The 15,352-nt window shown below is 73.1% G+C and carries 19 protein-coding genes; 4 read left to right on the plus strand and 15 right to left on the minus strand.

Features of this window, described 5'->3' with window-relative positions; all coding sequences use genetic code 11:
• Nucleotides 1–165: 165 nt before the first annotated feature.
• A complete protein-coding gene (locus tag ACFVXH_RS28555; RefSeq protein WP_387828504.1) occupies nt 166–2,232 on the plus strand; it encodes a YbdK family carboxylate-amine ligase in 2,067 nt (688 codons plus the stop codon).
• 148 nt (nt 2,233–2,380) lie between these two features.
• Here ACFVXH_RS28555 and ACFVXH_RS28560 read toward each other — a convergent pair whose 3' ends face one another.
• Both ACFVXH_RS28560 and ACFVXH_RS28565 read right to left on the minus strand, forming a co-directional pair.
• The gene (locus tag ACFVXH_RS28560) at nt 2,381–2,614 is read right to left on the minus strand and encodes a DUF6296 family protein (protein WP_074003010.1); all 234 of its coding nucleotides are present in this window, start codon (nt 2,612–2,614) and stop codon (nt 2,381–2,383) included.
• Nucleotides 2,615–2,622: 8 nt separating this feature from the next.
• Nucleotides 2,623–2,808: a hypothetical protein gene (locus ACFVXH_RS28565; protein ID WP_143204561.1), complete on the minus strand. Its 186-nt coding sequence runs from the start codon at nt 2,806–2,808 to the stop codon at nt 2,623–2,625.
• A gap of 352 nt (nt 2,809–3,160) precedes the next feature.
• On the opposite strand from ACFVXH_RS28565, the gene ACFVXH_RS28570 reads away from it, so the two are divergent.
• Nucleotides 3,161–3,532 (plus strand): low affinity iron permease family protein, encoded by a 372-nt coding sequence (locus ACFVXH_RS28570; protein ID WP_074003011.1) that lies wholly within the window; start codon nt 3,161–3,163, stop codon nt 3,530–3,532.
• Between the two features lie 14 nt (nt 3,533–3,546).
• Here ACFVXH_RS28570 and ACFVXH_RS28575 read toward each other — a convergent pair whose 3' ends face one another.
• The 9 genes from ACFVXH_RS28575 to ACFVXH_RS28615 all read right to left on the minus strand — a co-directional run bounded on the left by ACFVXH_RS28575 (nt 3,547) and on the right by ACFVXH_RS28615 (nt 9,580).
• Nucleotides 3,547–5,355: a complex I subunit 5 family protein gene (locus ACFVXH_RS28575; protein WP_387828509.1), complete on the minus strand. Its 1,809-nt coding sequence runs from the start codon at nt 5,353–5,355 to the stop codon at nt 3,547–3,549.
• A 2-nt stretch (nt 5,356–5,357) separates the two neighbouring features.
• The gene (locus ACFVXH_RS28580) at nt 5,358–5,705 is read right to left on the minus strand and encodes a sodium:proton antiporter (protein WP_049649646.1); all 348 of its coding nucleotides are present in this window, start codon (nt 5,703–5,705) and stop codon (nt 5,358–5,360) included.
• On the minus strand, nt 5,705–6,457 hold the full coding sequence (locus ACFVXH_RS28585) for an MnhB domain-containing protein (RefSeq protein WP_049649645.1): 753 nt from the start codon (nt 6,455–6,457) through the stop codon (nt 5,705–5,707). The genes ACFVXH_RS28580 and ACFVXH_RS28585 overlap by 1 nt, the downstream gene beginning before the upstream one ends.
• Nucleotides 6,454–6,744 carry a Na(+)/H(+) antiporter subunit B gene (locus ACFVXH_RS28590; RefSeq protein WP_387828512.1) on the minus strand — a complete coding sequence of 97 codons (291 nt, stop codon included), beginning with the start codon at nt 6,742–6,744 and terminating at the stop codon, nt 6,454–6,456. Before ACFVXH_RS28590 ends, ACFVXH_RS28585 begins: the two co-directional genes overlap by 4 nt.
• On the minus strand, nt 6,741–7,043 hold the full coding sequence (locus ACFVXH_RS28595) for a monovalent cation/H(+) antiporter subunit G (RefSeq protein ID WP_159028339.1): 303 nt from the start codon (nt 7,041–7,043) through the stop codon (nt 6,741–6,743). Before ACFVXH_RS28595 ends, ACFVXH_RS28590 begins: the two co-directional genes overlap by 4 nt.
• A 49-nt stretch (nt 7,044–7,092) precedes the next feature.
• Entirely contained in the window at nt 7,093–7,383 is a 291-nt protein-coding gene (locus ACFVXH_RS28600; protein ID WP_380741378.1) for a monovalent cation/H+ antiporter complex subunit F, read from the minus strand.
• The gene (locus ACFVXH_RS28605; RefSeq protein WP_387828516.1) at nt 7,380–7,835 is read right to left on the minus strand and encodes a hypothetical protein; all 456 of its coding nucleotides are present in this window, start codon (nt 7,833–7,835) and stop codon (nt 7,380–7,382) included. The genes ACFVXH_RS28600 and ACFVXH_RS28605 overlap by 4 nt, the downstream gene beginning before the upstream one ends.
• Nucleotides 7,836–8,186: 351 nt before the next feature.
• Nucleotides 8,187–8,510: a hypothetical protein gene (locus ACFVXH_RS28610; RefSeq protein WP_049649641.1), complete on the minus strand. Its 324-nt coding sequence runs from the start codon at nt 8,508–8,510 to the stop codon at nt 8,187–8,189.
• Nucleotides 8,511–8,512: 2 nt separating this feature from the next.
• On the minus strand, nt 8,513–9,580 hold the full coding sequence (locus ACFVXH_RS28615; protein WP_387828519.1) for an SDR family oxidoreductase: 1,068 nt from the start codon (nt 9,578–9,580) through the stop codon (nt 8,513–8,515).
• Nucleotides 9,581–9,705: 125 nt separating this feature from the next.
• Here ACFVXH_RS28615 and ACFVXH_RS28620 point away from each other — a divergent pair, with 125 nt between their 5' ends.
• On the plus strand, nt 9,706–10,074 hold the full coding sequence (locus ACFVXH_RS28620) for an HAD family hydrolase (RefSeq protein ID WP_074003017.1): 369 nt from the start codon (nt 9,706–9,708) through the stop codon (nt 10,072–10,074).
• A 10-nt stretch (nt 10,075–10,084) separates the two neighbouring features.
• Complete coding sequence (locus ACFVXH_RS28625) at nt 10,085–10,819, plus strand: class I SAM-dependent methyltransferase (RefSeq protein ID WP_074003018.1); 735 nt, start codon at nt 10,085–10,087, stop codon at nt 10,817–10,819.
• A gap of 113 nt (nt 10,820–10,932) precedes the next feature.
• Here ACFVXH_RS28625 and ACFVXH_RS28630 read toward each other — a convergent pair whose 3' ends face one another.
• The 4 genes from ACFVXH_RS28630 to ACFVXH_RS28645 all read right to left on the minus strand — a co-directional run bounded on the left by ACFVXH_RS28630 (nt 10,933) and on the right by ACFVXH_RS28645 (nt 15,149).
• Entirely contained in the window at nt 10,933–11,739 is an 807-nt protein-coding gene (locus ACFVXH_RS28630; protein WP_387828522.1) for a ribonuclease BN, read from the minus strand.
• A gap of 292 nt (nt 11,740–12,031) precedes the next feature.
• On the minus strand, nt 12,032–12,988 hold the full coding sequence (locus ACFVXH_RS28635; protein ID WP_387828525.1) for a TIGR03557 family F420-dependent LLM class oxidoreductase: 957 nt from the start codon (nt 12,986–12,988) through the stop codon (nt 12,032–12,034).
• 341 nt (nt 12,989–13,329) lie between these two features.
• The gene (locus tag ACFVXH_RS28640) at nt 13,330–13,458 is read right to left on the minus strand and encodes a hypothetical protein (protein ID WP_387828528.1); all 129 of its coding nucleotides are present in this window, start codon (nt 13,456–13,458) and stop codon (nt 13,330–13,332) included.
• Entirely contained in the window at nt 13,455–15,149 is a 1,695-nt protein-coding gene (locus ACFVXH_RS28645) for an FAD-binding oxidoreductase (RefSeq protein ID WP_387828531.1), read from the minus strand. Before ACFVXH_RS28645 ends, ACFVXH_RS28640 begins: the two co-directional genes overlap by 4 nt.
• Nucleotides 15,150–15,352 lie beyond the last annotated feature (203 nt).

Below are 15,352 nucleotides of genomic sequence, written 5' to 3' on the forward strand. Positions count from 1 at the left end.
ACGGCGGCTCGTACCGGGACATGTCCCGAGCGTCCGCTCGGGTCCGCCCCGAGCGCTCGTCTTCGGGCCGGACCCCGGATCCGTGATGCCGACGTGGCCGGGAGAAGGGACTCTGGTCAGGTGGACGGCAGCGGCGCCCCGGGCGCGCGAGGAGCCCGGCAGCCCGTGGCAGGCACTGCGGGCCGTGGCCGGGGGCCGACGCCGACGGTGGGCGTGGAGGAGGAGCACTTCCTCGTGGACCCCGTGTCCCGGGCCGTGGTTCCCGCGGGCCCGCGGCTGGCCGCCCGCGCCGCGGGCGTGCTGGGGGACCTGGTGTCCGGTGAGTTCACGGACCTCCAGGTCGAGGTGCGGACACCGCCGTGCGCCACCATGCGCGAGCTGTCCGCCCAGCTGGCCCGGTTGCGCCGCGAGCTCGCCGCGTGCGCCGAGGCCGAGGGCCTGGCCGTGTGCCCCAGTGCGACGCCCGTGATCGGGGGCGGCGGCGTGGTGCCGGTGGGCCACCACCCCCGGTACCTGGACGGGGTGGAACTGTTCCGCAGCCTGATGGACGACTTCGCCGTCTGCGCCCTGCACGTCCACGTGTGCCTGCCCGACCGCGAGGTGGCGGCCCTAGTCGGCAACCATCTGCGCCCGTGGCTGCCGCTGCTGGTGGAGATGAGCGCCAACTCGCCCTTCCACGCCGGACGGGACACCCAGTACGCGAGCTGGCGCTCGGTGCTGCGGCTGCGCTTCCCCTCCCTCGGACCGCCACCGTGGGTCGAGTCCTTCGACGACTACCGGCGCGTCGCCGCCGCGATGGCGGAGGTCGGCGGGAGCTCCTTCGCCGACCTGCCGTTCTGGGACACCCGGCCGCACCCGCGCCTGCCGACGCTGGAAGTGCGGTGCATGGACGTTCCGGCCGAGTCCGCCGACTCGGTGGCCCTGGCGGCCGTCGTGCGCGGCCTGGTGGTGACCTCCGCCCGCCTGGCGGAGCGCGGCGACAAGGGACCGCAGCTTCGCGGTGAGCTGTTGCGCGGCTCGTACTGGTACGCGACCCGCGACGGCTGGCCGGGGCCGGGAGCGGATGCGCTGACCGGACGCGTCCTGCCCGCCCCGGAACGCGCACGGAGGCTCGTCGAGCACATCGGCCCCGCGCTGGAGGAGCTGGGGGACCTGGAGCGGGTCGCCGCCTTCGTCGACCGGCTGGCCGCCCGGGGCAGCGGCGCCCACCGCCAGCGCGCCGCACACCGGGCCGGCGGCCTGCCAGCGGTCGTGGACGACCTCGCGACCTGCATGACCAGCCCGCAGGCCGTCCCGCCCCGGTCATCCGCACAGCGGTCACCCCAGGGGCGCGACCCCGACGGGTGTGCCAGCGTGGAGGAAGCCGGAGGGGCACGCGGCCCCATCTCCACGGACGCCCGCGACCACCCGGAGAAGCCGATGGACGACAGACCGGAGCAGCACGGACGCCCGCCGGAGCGCGGCGGGCGGGTGCGCCGTGACGGGTACGCCCGCCTGAACGCCGCCGACCTCGGCATCGACACCGTGGCCCTGGCCGAGGACTTCACCCGGCTCGCCGACTCCTACCAGGACCTGCCGCCGGATCCGTACGCCCGTGAGACCCACCGCTTCCGCCGCTACTCGCACGCCGTCCACCTGCCCTGGACCGGCGAGCTCTCCTACATCCCGGGCACCCCCGACGAGGAGTTCGGCACCGTCACGGAGTACTGGCAGGACGAGCACAACCCCGAGTACCCCCGGGTGCGGCGCCGGCTGCCCGACATCCCGGAAGCCCTGCACCGCAACCGGCTGCTCGACGCCCTCGTCCATGCCGACCTGGACCGTGCCCTGTGGCTGGAGGACCTGCGCCGCGTCCCCGTCTACGTCGGCATCCACCTGATCTCGCTCGGCATCCACGACCAGGACCAGGAGGCGGTGTCCTCACCGAACTGCCTGCATCAGGACGGCGGTTCACCGGCCACCTTCACCTTCGCCCACCTGATCGGCCGCCGGAACGTGAAGGGCGGCGAGAACGTCATCGCCACCCCGGAGAGCGCCGGCCGACAACCCGACGCGCTGCCCCCGGAAGCGATCCACGACCGCTTCGTGCTGACCGAGCCGCTGGACGGCTACGGCGTCCACGACCGACGCGTCAGCCACTACGTCGGCCCGGTCCGCCTCGGCGACGACGGGAACGAAGGGCGCCGCGACATCCTCATCATCGGGATCGCCCCCTACGCCCCGGGGCTTTGACCGGGGGATCCAATGCCTGAATTTCCCTGCGGCGCTTCCTTCCGGAGCGTCGGGACGCGGTCCGGAAGCGCTACGGCTGTTTCCCGGACGACGACGTGTACGACTACGAACCGGAGATGCCGATCACACCTGGCCGGCAATGCTGCGCTCAGGGGAGCGGGGTGGCGCGCAAGCAGGTGTGCTGGCCCGGCCCTGTGGCGACGTCCAGGGGCCTGGCCACACCGGCTTGGATCTCCACCCGGAAGGTTCCGGTGTCGTCGGCGTAGATCGGGATACCGTCGGGCGTCCTGTCACTGGTGGCGTGGACAACGACGATCTCGGGCGGACGGTGCGCGCCTGGTGGGCCCGGCAGGGTGATCGCGTAGCGCTCGGGGGTGTCCATGGCGGGCCTCATTCTGCAGGGGGCACCGGCGTCGGTGAGGGGGCGCGGACGGTGTCGCGGACGGTGAAGACCTCGTCTGCGCCGGTGATCTGCCGCAGGCGCCGGGTCTGGGGGAACGGAGAGGCCGACACCAGGGCGGTTGCGGCGGCGGCCGGTCCGGCGGACATCCTCAGCGGACGGTGATCGGGGGACATGATCGGCCTCCTCACGTGAGGGAAGCTGTCCGCTTGTGATCCTGCCCGGCCGATGAGCTCGGAATCCATCGGCCGGGGCCGCCGGAGTCGCCCGCTCGACCAGCTCGGCGACACCCTTGAGGATCACCGCGCCAGTCGCGGGTAACCCACCAACCCGCATGCCCGTTGCCCGGAGGCCTCCCCGCTCCGGCTGTCCGCAGGCAACGCCGTGGGCGACGGCGACGGGCTGATGGCGATCGCTGTCTGCGGAGGGCACCGTGTGGCGTGTTGCCGCGCCCGCGGCCCACCGGGGACGGTGTCGGTGGACAGTGGAGGCGGCTGTCTTTGCGCACCGGACGGAGAGGGCGTCGGCATGACGTTTCAGCATCCTGCTCGTAAGCATGGGAACGGTCGGCGCGGGCGGTTCGAGGAGTTCGCGGAACTGGCGTCGAACTTCACCAGCTCGCCGCTGTTCGCGGTGCTGTGTCTGTGCCTGGTGGGCGCGGTCGTCGCGGTGCACGTGGCCGGGCTGCCGATCGAATGGCAGCTTCTGGTGGGCGATGCGATGGGCGCGGTGACGCTGTTGCTGCTGGCGATGCTGAAGAACTCCGAGCGACGGGCCGAGCATGCCATCCAGCGCAAGCTGGATGCGATCGTCCGGGCGATGCTGGAGCAGCATGAAGGCAAGCGCGGTCAGGCTTACGAGGATCTGAAGGCAGCCATCGGGATGGAGGAGCGACTGTAGGGCCCTGGGAGGATTCAGGTCTGGGCGGCGATCGCGACGCACAGCACCGCGACGCCGAGGGCGAGCCAGGCGAGGTAGTCGCCGAGGTGTCCGGAATGCAGGCGGCGCAGCGCCCGTACGGCTCGGGCAGCCGCGTGCCGGTCGGCGGCGGACCGATGGAGGGCAGCCGTGGCCAGGGCGAGAGCGACGGCTGCGGACAGCAGGCCCAGCAGCACCCCGGTCACGGTCCAGTCCGCGGCCGGCACGGGTCCGGGCGGCGTGTCGACGTGGGTGAGGACGACGGCGGTGTAGCCGTCGGGGTCGGTGAAGACGGCCGCGCCACGGGCGAGGGCGGCGGGGATGGCGGGCAGGGAACCGACGAGGACGGCGAGGCCGATCAGACCGGCCGGGACGATCGTCATGGTGCGCGGCAAGGCGCGCTGCGGGGACCTGATTTCGGGTTCCTCGCCCTCGCCGGTGATCTCGTCCCCGTCCGGTCGGCTGTGTGGGGCCGGGCCGGCGCCGAAGAAGATCCGCAGGGCCGCACGGAGAGCGGCTGCGCCGGTGGCGGCGGAGGCCGCGACGAACACGGCGGGCAGCCACGGCTGCCAGTGGCCGGCGGCGTCCTCGCTCAGGGCCTTGCCAAGGCCGGTACCGAACGGCGGCATGCCGGCCAGGGCCAGGGCGCCGGCCACGAACAGCACCCCGACGGTGCGCAGGTCGCGTGCCTTGCCGTGCAGGCCGTGTTCATCGACGGAGCCGTACCGGTCCAGCAGTACACCGGTGAGGGCGAACAGCGCGGCCTTCACCAGGCCGTGCGCGGCGACGTACACCGCGGTGCCGGTGGCGCCGTCGGGGGTGAGCAGGGCGAGGGCGATGAGGAACAGGCCGACGTGGCTGATGGTGGAGAACGCGAGCAGGCGCTTGAGGTGGCGCTGCTGCCAGCACATGAGGGCGCCGAGGAGTGCGGTCAGCACACCGATCGCGGTGAAGGTGGTGTGGAAGGCCTGGTGGGGGATGCCGCCCGGGCCGGCGAAGACGGTCCAGTAGACGCGGGCGATGCCGTAGACGCCGAGTTCGACCATGGCGCCGGACATCAGCATGCACACCGGGGTGGGCGCCACCGCGTGCGCGTCGGGCAGCCAGAAGTGGAACGGCACGGCGGCGGCCTTGACCAGCAGGGCGGTGGCGATCAGGGCGAACGCGGCCACGGTCAGCACGTCGGTGTGGTGGCCGGCGAGCTGCCGGCCGAGTCGGGCGAGGTTGAGTTCGCCGGTGCGGGCGTAGAGGAGACCGATGCCGAGCAGGGAGCAGTAGGCGGCGAAGGAGGTGACGATGCCGAAGGTGAGCGCCCCGTGGAGCGGGCGGGGGTCCTCGATGCGGTAGCCGGTCAGGGCGTAGGCGGCGGCTCCCATGAGTTCGAAGAAGACGAAGGCGTTGAACAGGTCGCCGGTGAGCGCGAAGCCGGCCATGCCGGCTTCGAACAGCAGGATCAGGGCGGGGAAGGCGCCGGCGTGCTCGCCGGTGGGTTCGTCGAAGTACCGCCAGGCGTAGACGACGACCGCGAGGACCAGGACGGCGACGAGCAGCGCGAGTCCGGCGCCGATGGGGTCGGCGGCGAGCACGATGCCGAGGCGCGCGGGCCAGCCGCCCAGGTCGGCGGTGACGAGGCGCCCGTCGGTGCGCGCCCAGAGTAGGGCGAGGCACGCTGCCTCGGCACCGGCGCAGGTGGTGGCCAGGATGTCGCAGCCGGTCCGGGGAAGTCGGCGGCCGGCGACGGCGAGCAGCGCGGCGCCGAGCAGGGGAATGGCCACCGCGAGCGGCAGCAGGGCTGCTTCGGTCACGGTCAGCCCTTGAGGCCGGTGAGGGCCTGCGGGTCGACAGTGTGGTGCCGTTTGCGCAACTGGATGGTGAGGGCGAGCAACAGCGCGGTGACGGTCGCGCCGACCACGACGTCGGTCAGGGCGAGGGCCTGCACGACGGGGTCGACGACGGGGCGGGTTCCGGGGGTGAGGTCGGAGTAGACGGGGGCGGTCGCGCCGCGGCGGTAGCCGACGGCGAGGAGCAGGAGGTAGGTGGAGGACTGGGCGACGGCCAGGCAGCCGATGGCGTGGATGAGGTTGCGACTGGTGACCAGGCCGTACAGGGCGATGAGCAGGACCCATCCGGCGGCCAGGAAGACCCACGTTCCCATCAGGTGTCTCCGTCTCTCTGCTGGTCGGGTTCGGTGAGTTCGACGGCCTGGTCGAGGAAGTGTGCGAGCAGGGCGATCAGGCCGCAGGCGACCTCGACGCCGACCGCGGCGTTGAGGACCGGGACGGTGCCGCCGGAGGTGACGGTGTTGAAGGTGCCCAGCGGCAGCACGTTCTTAAGGAACGCGCCGCCTGCGATCAGGCCGGCCAGGCCGACGAGGCTGTAGGAGGCGGCGGCGAGCGAGTCCGCGACGTCGAGGGCGGCGAGCGGGCGCAGCTGCTTCAGGGCCCGGTAGTCGGCGGCCACGTAGGCCAGGTGCAGGGCGGTGGCGAGGACGACGCCGCCCTGGAAGCCGCCGCCGGGGCTGAGCTGGCCGTGCGCGACGATGTAGACGCCCACGACCAGGGTGACCGGTAGCAGCAGCGCGCCGAAGAGGCGGGTCGTGGGCATGACCCGCTCCGCTTCGGCGCGGCGGTGGCGTTCGTCGCGGGCCCGGCGCAGCAGCAGGGTCGCCCCGAGCACGGTGCCGAAGAGGATGGACTCCTCGCCGAGGGTGTCGAAGGCGCGGATGTCGAAGTTGACGGCGGAGACGACGTTGGCGGTGCGCCGGTCCAGCGCCGCCGCCACCGCCCGGTCCCCGTAGGAATGGCTGTCCGTGCCGAACGGCGGGAGGTGAGTGCACGCGGCCGTGAAGAACGCGGCGATGACGGCGGCCGCTGCCAGGAACATCGTCAGCCGGGCGCGGGCCGTCACTTCCGTTCCCGCCCGTTGTCGCCGGCGCTGGCCCGGTCCTCGGTACGGGTGGGTCGGCGGGTGACCTTGCGTACGGTCAGCAGGATCAGCAACGGGGTCAGCGCGGTGCCCACGGCGAGCTGGGAGAGCGCCACGTCGGGCGCCTGCAGCACCGCGAACAGCATCGCCAGGCCCAGACCGAGCACGGAGAGGACGACCGCCTGGCGGGCCGGGTCACGGGTGAGGACCGCCGTGGTGGCGGCGAGGACGACGAAGGCGACGACGAATCCGATCAGCCATGCGTTCACGGCCTGCTCACCGCTTCGGCCTCGGCTTCACGGGTGGCACGGCCGACGGCGATCGTGGTGACCGTCCCGCCGACGGCGAAGACCAGGCCGATGAACAGCGTCTTGGCCGCCCCCCGGCCCGGTCCCTGGTCGACTGCCACGGCCGCGGCGATCAGCGGCACACCGGCCACCGAGGCCGGGGCCAGGGCGTGCAGGCGCGCCAGCGCTCCGCGCAGCCGCAGCACCGCGGCCGCGGACAGCAGCACGCACCCCACGCCGGCCCACAGCAGCACGAGCACGATCACATGGCGTGGCGTCAATCCGAACTCCCTCCCCCACCCCCGGTCTGGCCAGCCGGGCGGGGTCTCGTCAGTTCTCGGGCGTGGAACCGTACGGGTGGGCGTCGTGGCGGCGGCCGGCGACGAAGCGGGCGAAGACAAGGGTGCCAGCGGGGGCCAGGACGGCCAGCATCAGCGCGAGGTCTTGATAGGAGGACCGGTCGTACGCCATCGGGAGCAGCAGGAACACCGCGCCGGCCACGGTCGACAGCATCGACGCCCCGAGCAGTCGGCGCACCGCGGTGCCGCGCGCCGCGACCCACAGGCACGTCGGCGCGGGAATCGCCAGCAGGACCAGGGCCGCCTCTGTCCAGGCGTTCACCGCGCGCCGTCCGTGCGGGCCACGGCCTCCTCGACCGGTCCCGGGGTCGGGCGCAGAGCGTGCACGACGACCTCGTCGTCGCGGGGCACGTCGATCACGCAGGTGTCCGGAGAGGCGGCGAGCAGCGTGCCGGCCCACCCGGCTCCCGCTCCGGGGCGCAGCCGGATGCGCCGTACCCTCCCGTCTCCGTGACCGGGGGCCATCGCGGCCGTCAGCACGGCCAGACCGCGCACGACCGAGCCCGGCAGCGCGAGGAGCGCACGCACCGCGCCACGCCCTCCTCCGACTCGGACGCGTGCGGCCAGACGCATCCTGCGGGCCGCGACCGCCCCGCCCGACGCGGCGGGAACGGCGACCAGCAGCTCGACGGGCGAGACGGAGCTGATGAACACCACCGTCAGCCCCGTCAGGGCAGCACCCCACACCACGATCTCCACCAGCCGGGTGAGCACCTGACCTCCTGTAGTCCTCCGGGCCGTTGTTCGGTTGCCGGCCACCTGGCGACTCCGCGGCGCAGGCGGTGCCTCCGCGCACGCCGTCCACCGCCCGGCCGTGTCATGGCCTCCGGGTCAGTCGGGAGGCTCCGACGGGCGGGGGTGCCCGGGCTCCGGAGGGGCAGGCTCCGCGGGCTCGCCCGGGCCGGGCGGGGCCGGCGGCTCAGGGGGCGGTTCGGGCGTTCCGGGAGGCGCGGGCGGATCCGGCGGCACCGGTGGCTCCACCGGCTCCGGCGGGCTGGGCGACGGCGGAACCGGGGTGACATCGGGGTCGGGCGGCACGGGAACAGTACCCACGGTGACCAGCTCCTATCGGCCCAGGGCGTGTTCGAGTTCCTTCTTGTTCATCTTCGAGCGCCCGTGGATGTTGCGCTGCCTCGCCTCGTTGTAGAGCTGCTCCTTCGTCGGCCCCTGGGCGCCGCTGTGCGACCGCAGCCCACCGCGACGGGAGGAGGACATGTCCTTCAGCGAGCTGCGGCTGGCGGTCTTCGACTCCCCGTGCCGGGCCCGCTCCTTGTTCACGGTGCGGGCGGCGATCTCCTCGGCGCGCTTCTCGCTCTCACCACGCTCCAGCGCACTGTCCTTGATGTGCTCGTACTGCCGCTCCCGTTTGGGACTCGATCCGCGAGGCATGGTCACACACTCCTGTCCGATGACTGCGGGGTGCGTGTTCCCCGCATCCGTGAGAGGAACCCGCTACCAGCACCGGGCAAACCGGCTTGCACCCGTCCAGCCGCGCGCCCCAGCGCGTCGCCGAGGCCGCCGAGGGCGTGCGCCACCTGCTGCTGGCGGCTGCGATCCCGGGCCCGGCCGTCGAACCGGCCGTGCGCCCCGAAGTCCCGCCGGGCATCCACCGGCTCGAACAGGTTGTCCGGGTCCGTGGCGCGGCGCCGACGGTCCTCCTGCTGGGAGTCGAAGCCCGTGCGGGCCAGGTAGCGGTCCAGCAGCCCGGGCACGACGGCGTTCGCCACCAGGGTCGCCACCGTACTGCCGCCCACCCAGTACTCCCTCCGCCCGGGGTGGTCGGCGGCGAACAGCACCGCGCGGGCAGCGACCTCGGGCTGGTAGATCGGCGGAACCGGCTGCGCCCGACGGGGCAGGCGGGACCGGACCCAGTCGAACTGCGGCGTGTTGACGGCCGGCATCTGCACCATCGTGGTCCGCACCCGAGTACCGGAAGCGAGCAGCTCGCAGCGCAGCGCCTCGTTGAAGCCCTGGATGGCGTGCTTGGCGCCGCTGTAGGCGCTCTGCAGCGGAATGCCGCGGTAGGCGATCGCCGAGCCGACCTGCACGATCACCCCGGCATCGCGGGGCAGCATCCGGGCCAGGGCGGCCCGGGTGGCGTAGACGTAGCCGAGGTACGTGACCTCGGTGACGCGCCGGAACTCCTCCGGGGAGACCTCGGTGAACGGGGCGAAGACGGAGGCGAACGCGTCGTTGACCCACACGTCGACCGGCCCGAGTTCTTCCTCGGCCCGTTCGGCGGCGGCCTCCACCGCGTGTGCGTCGGCGACGTCGGCCTCGATGGCGATGACCTTGGCAGCGCCGGCCCGCTCGGCCTCGCGCACCGCCGCTTCGAGGCCGGCCCGGCCGCGGGCGATCAGCGCGAGCCGGTCTCCGCGGGCGGCGAACGCCTCGGCGGTCGCGCGGCCGATGCCACCGCTGGCCCCGGTGATGACGATGGTCCGGCAGGCAGTTTCCATACTGCTTCGGGTTTCCGGGAAACAGCGGGGCAAACGGCCCGGCGCCGCGCCGCGTGCGTGGCTGGTCGTCGGGCCGTAGCGTCGACAGGGTGGACATGCCGGGGGCGTGAGTGAGGGAGGCTTCGATGCCGGCCGCAGCGCTGTTCGATGTCGACGGCACACTTCTCGACACCAGCTACTGGCACACCGTCGCCTGGACCGAGGCGCTCGCCCGGTTCGGCCGCACACCGGCGATGGCCCGCGTCCACACTGCTCTGGTCACGTCCGGCGCCAGGCCGGGCGAGGCGCTGTTCGTCGGTGACACCTCATGGGACGTCCAAGCCGCCGCCGGGGCCCAGGTCACCTGCGCGGCGGTGCTCTCCGGCGGTTTCGGCGAGCGGGCCCTGCGCTCGGCGGGAGCCCTTGAGGTCCACACCGATGTCGGCGAACTCCTTGCCCGCCTTGATTCCAGCGCCCTCGCGGACCCGACGCACTTCCAGCCCGTACGCGGCTGAGCGCGCGGCCGTGGACGACTCCCCCGACGGCGGGTACGCGGTCTCCGCGGAGTTCTACGATCTCCTGCAGGCCGAGACCGACCGCCGTCTGGCCGAGCGGCGCTTCACCGAGGCGGCCGAGCGAGCCCGCCGAGCGGTCCTGGACGTCGGAGCGGGCACCGGCATCGTCACCGAGGTCCTGCTGCACGCTTCCGGCGTGCCCGTCCACGCCGTCGAACCGGCCCCGGCCATGCGCGCCGCCCTGCTGTCGCGCCTGGCCCGCCTCGGGGCGGACCAACGCGCTCGCGTCACCGTGCACCCCGAGCCCCTCGCGGCAGCAGGCCTGACGGCCGTGGCGGACCTGGCCGTCGCCTCCAACGTGATCGCCTGTCTGGATCCCCCGACCAGGCGGGCCACCTGGAGGGCGATCTCCGCGGCCCTCCTACCGGGCGGCCTACTCCTGTTCGATCCGCCGCCCGCCGACCTGCCCGGCGGATGCGAGGCGGTGGGACGGATCGGTCCGGTGCGGGTGGGCCCTGACCTGTACAGCGCCGACGTCACCCGCCGGCCCCACCGCGGCGTCCTGCGTGTGGTCTTCACCTACCGCGTCGAACGCGAGCAGGAGCTCCTGCGCGAGGCCCGGGAGGCGTTCGACATGTGGCCTGCCCCGCCCGAGCGGCTCACCGAGGAACTCGAAGCCGCAGGACTGCACGTTGTGCAGGCCCCCGGATCCGACCTCGTGGCGGCCCGCCGCCCCGCTCTCTAGACCCGACCTCGCCCGCCTGCGGGCATCACGTTCCGGGTGCCACTGCTGCTGGACGGCCCCGGCTACCGGTGCCGCGCGCATCTCACGCGGCCTTGGTCCCGTGCCGCACCGGATCAGTCGTCCGCTTCGCCGGGTGGTGTTCCGCCTGGCGCCCCGCCAGCCGGCCCCTCACCGGTTTCCGGTATGCCGCGGCCCCCCTCACCACCGTCACCCGCGGCTGACCGGTCGCCGCCGGACAGCGCCCACCCCACGAGGCTTCCGCCGTACACGGTGAAGCCCACCCCGATCAGCCAGGACTGGACCACCAGGACTGCGCCGACCGTGCCGTAGGAAACGGCGTTGGAGACCAGCAGCGGGGCGAAGACCAGCCGGGAGAACAGCCGGAGGCCGGCCAGGGCGACCATCGTGGCCACCGCCCCGGGCACCAGCCCTCGCCGCGGGGCACGGGCCCCGAGCAGGAAGCGCGGAAGCCACCAGAACAGCAGCAGACCGCCCAGCACCGTGGCGAGGATCCGCAGGGTCGGTTGGACGGCGGTGTGCTGCCACGGCACGCCGCTCCAGGCCGCGAGGACGAGATAGCCGGTCAGCCCGGCCAGCGCGACGACCTGGCGCCCCACCCGGTGCCACGGTCCTCGCGGCAGGCCCCAGATCCGCTCGTAGGCGCCCTGCATCGCACCCGTCAGCGAGACGCCGAAGAAGGCCAGCGCGGCGAGGCTGAACCCGGTGGTCGTGCTGAGGACCTGCCCGCGTGAACTGAACAGCGTCTCGACGGCCTGGCCACCGCGCGGCGACAGCCCCAGGCCGTCGGTGATCCACTGGGCGATCCCGTTGCCGCGGGCAGGGGAAGCCGCCGCGATGACCATGAGCAACGGCACCAGGGTCACGAAGAACAGCGCGGCGAAGGCCAGCGAACGCTGCATCAGCTCGATCTCCAACCCGCGCCCCCACGCCCGCCCGCACACAAAGCGCAACCGGTGCCAGACCGCTCTCACAGTGCACGCCTTCGCACGCCGGTCAGGTGCCAGAACCCGGGGCATCCGGCCGGCGCCGAGCGCCCCGGCGCCGCGAAGTACCCTGCCGTGCCGCCGCAACCACCTCTGCCTCTCGAAGGCGTCTGCGCCCGAAGGGGCCACCTGCCGGGGCCGGACCCTGTAGCGGGGCCTCTCCCGTGTGCGGACGCGGCTTCAGCGGCCATAGGTCGGACAGCCCGGGTCAGCGGTTCAGGGCGGGCAGGACCAGCTCACGGTAGGCGTCGAAGAAGACCTCCTGATCGGGGCCGATCTGTCCGACGTAGACCTCGTCGAACCCGGCGCGCTCATATGCGCGCGCTGTCTCCACGTGCTGCTCCACGTCGTCGCCGCAGGTGACCGCGTCGGCAACCATGTCGCGGGTGACGAGCTGACTTGCCTGTTCGAAGTGCGCCGGGGTGGGCAGGAGCTGGGCGAGCTCGCCGGGCAGCAGCTCGGTCGGCCACAGCCGGTGCACCACGTCCACGGCCGTTTCCCGGTTGCTGCTCCAGCACACCTTCACGCCGCCCACCACCTTCTTGCCCTGGCCCCCGGCCTCGCGGAACGCGCCCACGAGGTCGGCGTCCGGGGTCATGGTGACGAACCCGTCCCCGATCCGGCCTGCCAGCTCGGCGGCCTTCGGCCCGAACGCCGAGACGTAGACCGGCAGCGGCTGGTCTGGGGCGGTGTAGAGGCGGGCGTTGTCGACGGTGTAGTGCCGGCCGCGGTGGCTGACCGGTTCACCGGTGAACAACTTGCGCATCACCTCGACGGCCTCCTCCAGCATCTCGGCCCGCACCTCGAACGACGGCCACGCATCGCCGTGAACGTGCTCGTTCAACGCCTCCCCCGTCCCGACACCGAGAGCGAAGCGCCCATCCAGCAGAACGCTGGAGGTGGCGGCGGCCTGCGCGGTCACCGCCGGATGCAGCCGCACCATCGGACAGGTCACCAGCGTCGTGACCGGCAGCGAGACGGCCTGCGACAGCGCCCCGATCACCGACCACACGAACGCGCTGTTGCCCTGCGCGTCATTCCACGGATGGAAGTGATCGGAGACCGCCAACCGGGTGAACCCGGCCTGCTGCGCGCGGCGGGCCTGATCGATCAGCTCCGCGGGGGTGAACTCCTCACACGACAGGAAGTAGCCGTACTCGGCCAATCGGAATCCGCTCCTTCGTGAACGTCCTCGCCCCGCCTCGGGTGGCGGCGGCCCCCGGGCACTGTCGCCACCACGCTAGGCCGATGCTCCTTCGAGTGCTCCCTGACAGCACCACAAGGCCGACGGACTCGACCGCGAACGGGTTAGTGGGACAAGATCCACGCCTCGGGCGAGGAGGGCCGGCGCCTCGGGACGATCCTGGCCCCGCCGCTGGACGGGCGCACCGGCGTCGGCCGGTGAACCCGGACGCGGCGAAGCGCGTACTGGGCCGGCAGGTCACACCCCGGTGACGATGCAGGAGAAGATCAAGCAGGTCCACGACTTGGTCACGGACGAGACGGTCACGGCGCAGGGCGGTTGACGATGAGGATGGCGGTGCCGCGCAGGCGGTCGGCGGTGTGCAGGGCGATGGCCGCCCGAGCGGTCCGGGCGGTGACCGTGGAAGCCTTCAGGCTTCGGCTCGCGCTCACCTGGCCGGGGGTTCGATCGCGAGGGTGTGCCGGAAGATACCGCGGGGGTCCCAGCGTTCCTTGATCTGTTGCAGGCGGGGGTAGTTGGCCTTGTAGTACAGGGTGTGCCAGGGGATGCCGGAGGTGTTCCAGGCCGGGTCGGCGAGGTCCGTGTCGGCGTAGTTGATGTAGGAGCCGTCGCTGACGTCGCCAGGGACGGGGACGCCTCCGGTGTCGCGGTACACGTCCCGGTAGAAGTCGCGGACCCAGGCCAGCCGGGCGGCGTCGTCCGCCTCGTCGGCCCAGACGGTGAAGTAGACGGCCTTCATCACCGAGTCCCGCTGGGCGACGGCGGTGGCGTCGGGGGCGACGGCGTTGACCCGGCCGCCGTAGCCGATGAGCAGCATGCCGCTGTCGGTGCCACCGGTGTCGTTCGTCAGGTGCCGGTAGACGGTGGAGAGCTGGGCATCGGTCAGCCCGCGGCGCAGGTATCCGGCCTTGTCCTTGTACCGGCGGGTGGCGATGTCGCCGGCCTCTCCGGTGCCGGGCCAGGTCGCGGCCTGCAGCCAGGGCAGGGTGCCCCGGAGCGTGGCGGGCCGGGTGGTGCCGGTGCCCGCGGTCACGGCGGAGAGGAAGTCGGTCAGGAGGGCCTCGGCGTCCGGGACACCCGCGTCGAGCTGTACGACCAGCTCGAAGGTGCCGGTGGCGCGGTGCCCGGCGAGGAGCACCGCGTACAGGTTCGCGGCGGGCGAGCCGGGCGCGCTGTTGCGCTCGTGCCAGGTCCCGAAGTTGCGCAGCAGGGCGCTGAACGCACGCTCGTCCATCCTCTCGTCCCAGGGCCAGACGACCAGCGCCTTCAGCAACTCGCCCGGCGCGGTGGGCAGTAGACGCGCGGGGTCGTCGTGCGGCGGGACTCCGTCGCCCTCGGGCTGCGGGGAGCGCAGCCAGTACCGGGTGACGACACCGAAGTTGCCGCCCCCGCCACCGGTGTGGGCCCACCACAGATCGTGGTGCGGATCGCCGGGATCGCGGGTGGCGACGACCGCGCGGGCGGTGCCGTCCCGGTCGACGACGACCACCTCGACGGCGTGCAGGTGGTCGACCACCGAGCCGTGACGCCGGGACAGCGGACCGTATCCGCCGCCGACCAGGTGGCCGCCCGCCCCCACCTCGGGGCAGCCCCCGGCCGGGATCGTCACGCCCCACCCCTTGAACAGGGTCCGGTACACCTGCCCGAGGGTCGCCCCCGGCTGCACGGTGAAGGCGCCCATCGCGGGATCGAAGCCGACGGCGTCCATGGGGGAGAGATCCAGCAGGAGCCGCACCTCGGGGTCGGCGGTGAAGTCCTCGAAGCAGTGGCCGCCACTGCGTACCGCGATCCGGCGTCCGGTGCGGACGGCGTCGGAGACCGCCCGCACCACCTGCTCGGTGGAGCCGGCCAGCCGGATCTCCTGCGGGCTGCCGACGAAGCGGAAGTTGTCGCCGCGCGACAGGCTGTCGTAGCGGGCGTCCCCGGGGCGGACCACGACCGGCCCGAACGGCGCCGCACCCGCGCCCTCGCCGCCCGCATCCCCGCCGCCCCCGCCCTCGGCGCCCACCGCCTGGGCGGACCGGCCGGGCGCGGACCCGGCGGCGGCGGCGCCGACGGCGATCGCACCGGCCCGGGTGAGCAGGTGGCGGCGCCCCAGTTCCTGGTCCGTCGACCGTTCCATCGCGTCGTCCCCCTCCAACGTGCGGGCGTCCCTCGGTGCCCGCACGCTACCCGCCCGCGCGGGCCAAACCACCCCGCCGCCCCCGACACCCAGCACAACTCACCGGAACGGGCCCCTGGTTAGGAAACCGGAAGCGCCAGAGCAGCGGAGCCTTGCCCCAGACACCCGCTCGTCGCGGAAGCCGTTCCGATCACTGTCGCCGT

Origin of the sequence: Kitasatospora sp. NPDC058184 (assembly GCF_042883725.1) — a bacterium.
GTDB lineage: Bacteria > Actinomycetota > Actinomycetes > Streptomycetales > Streptomycetaceae > Kitasatospora.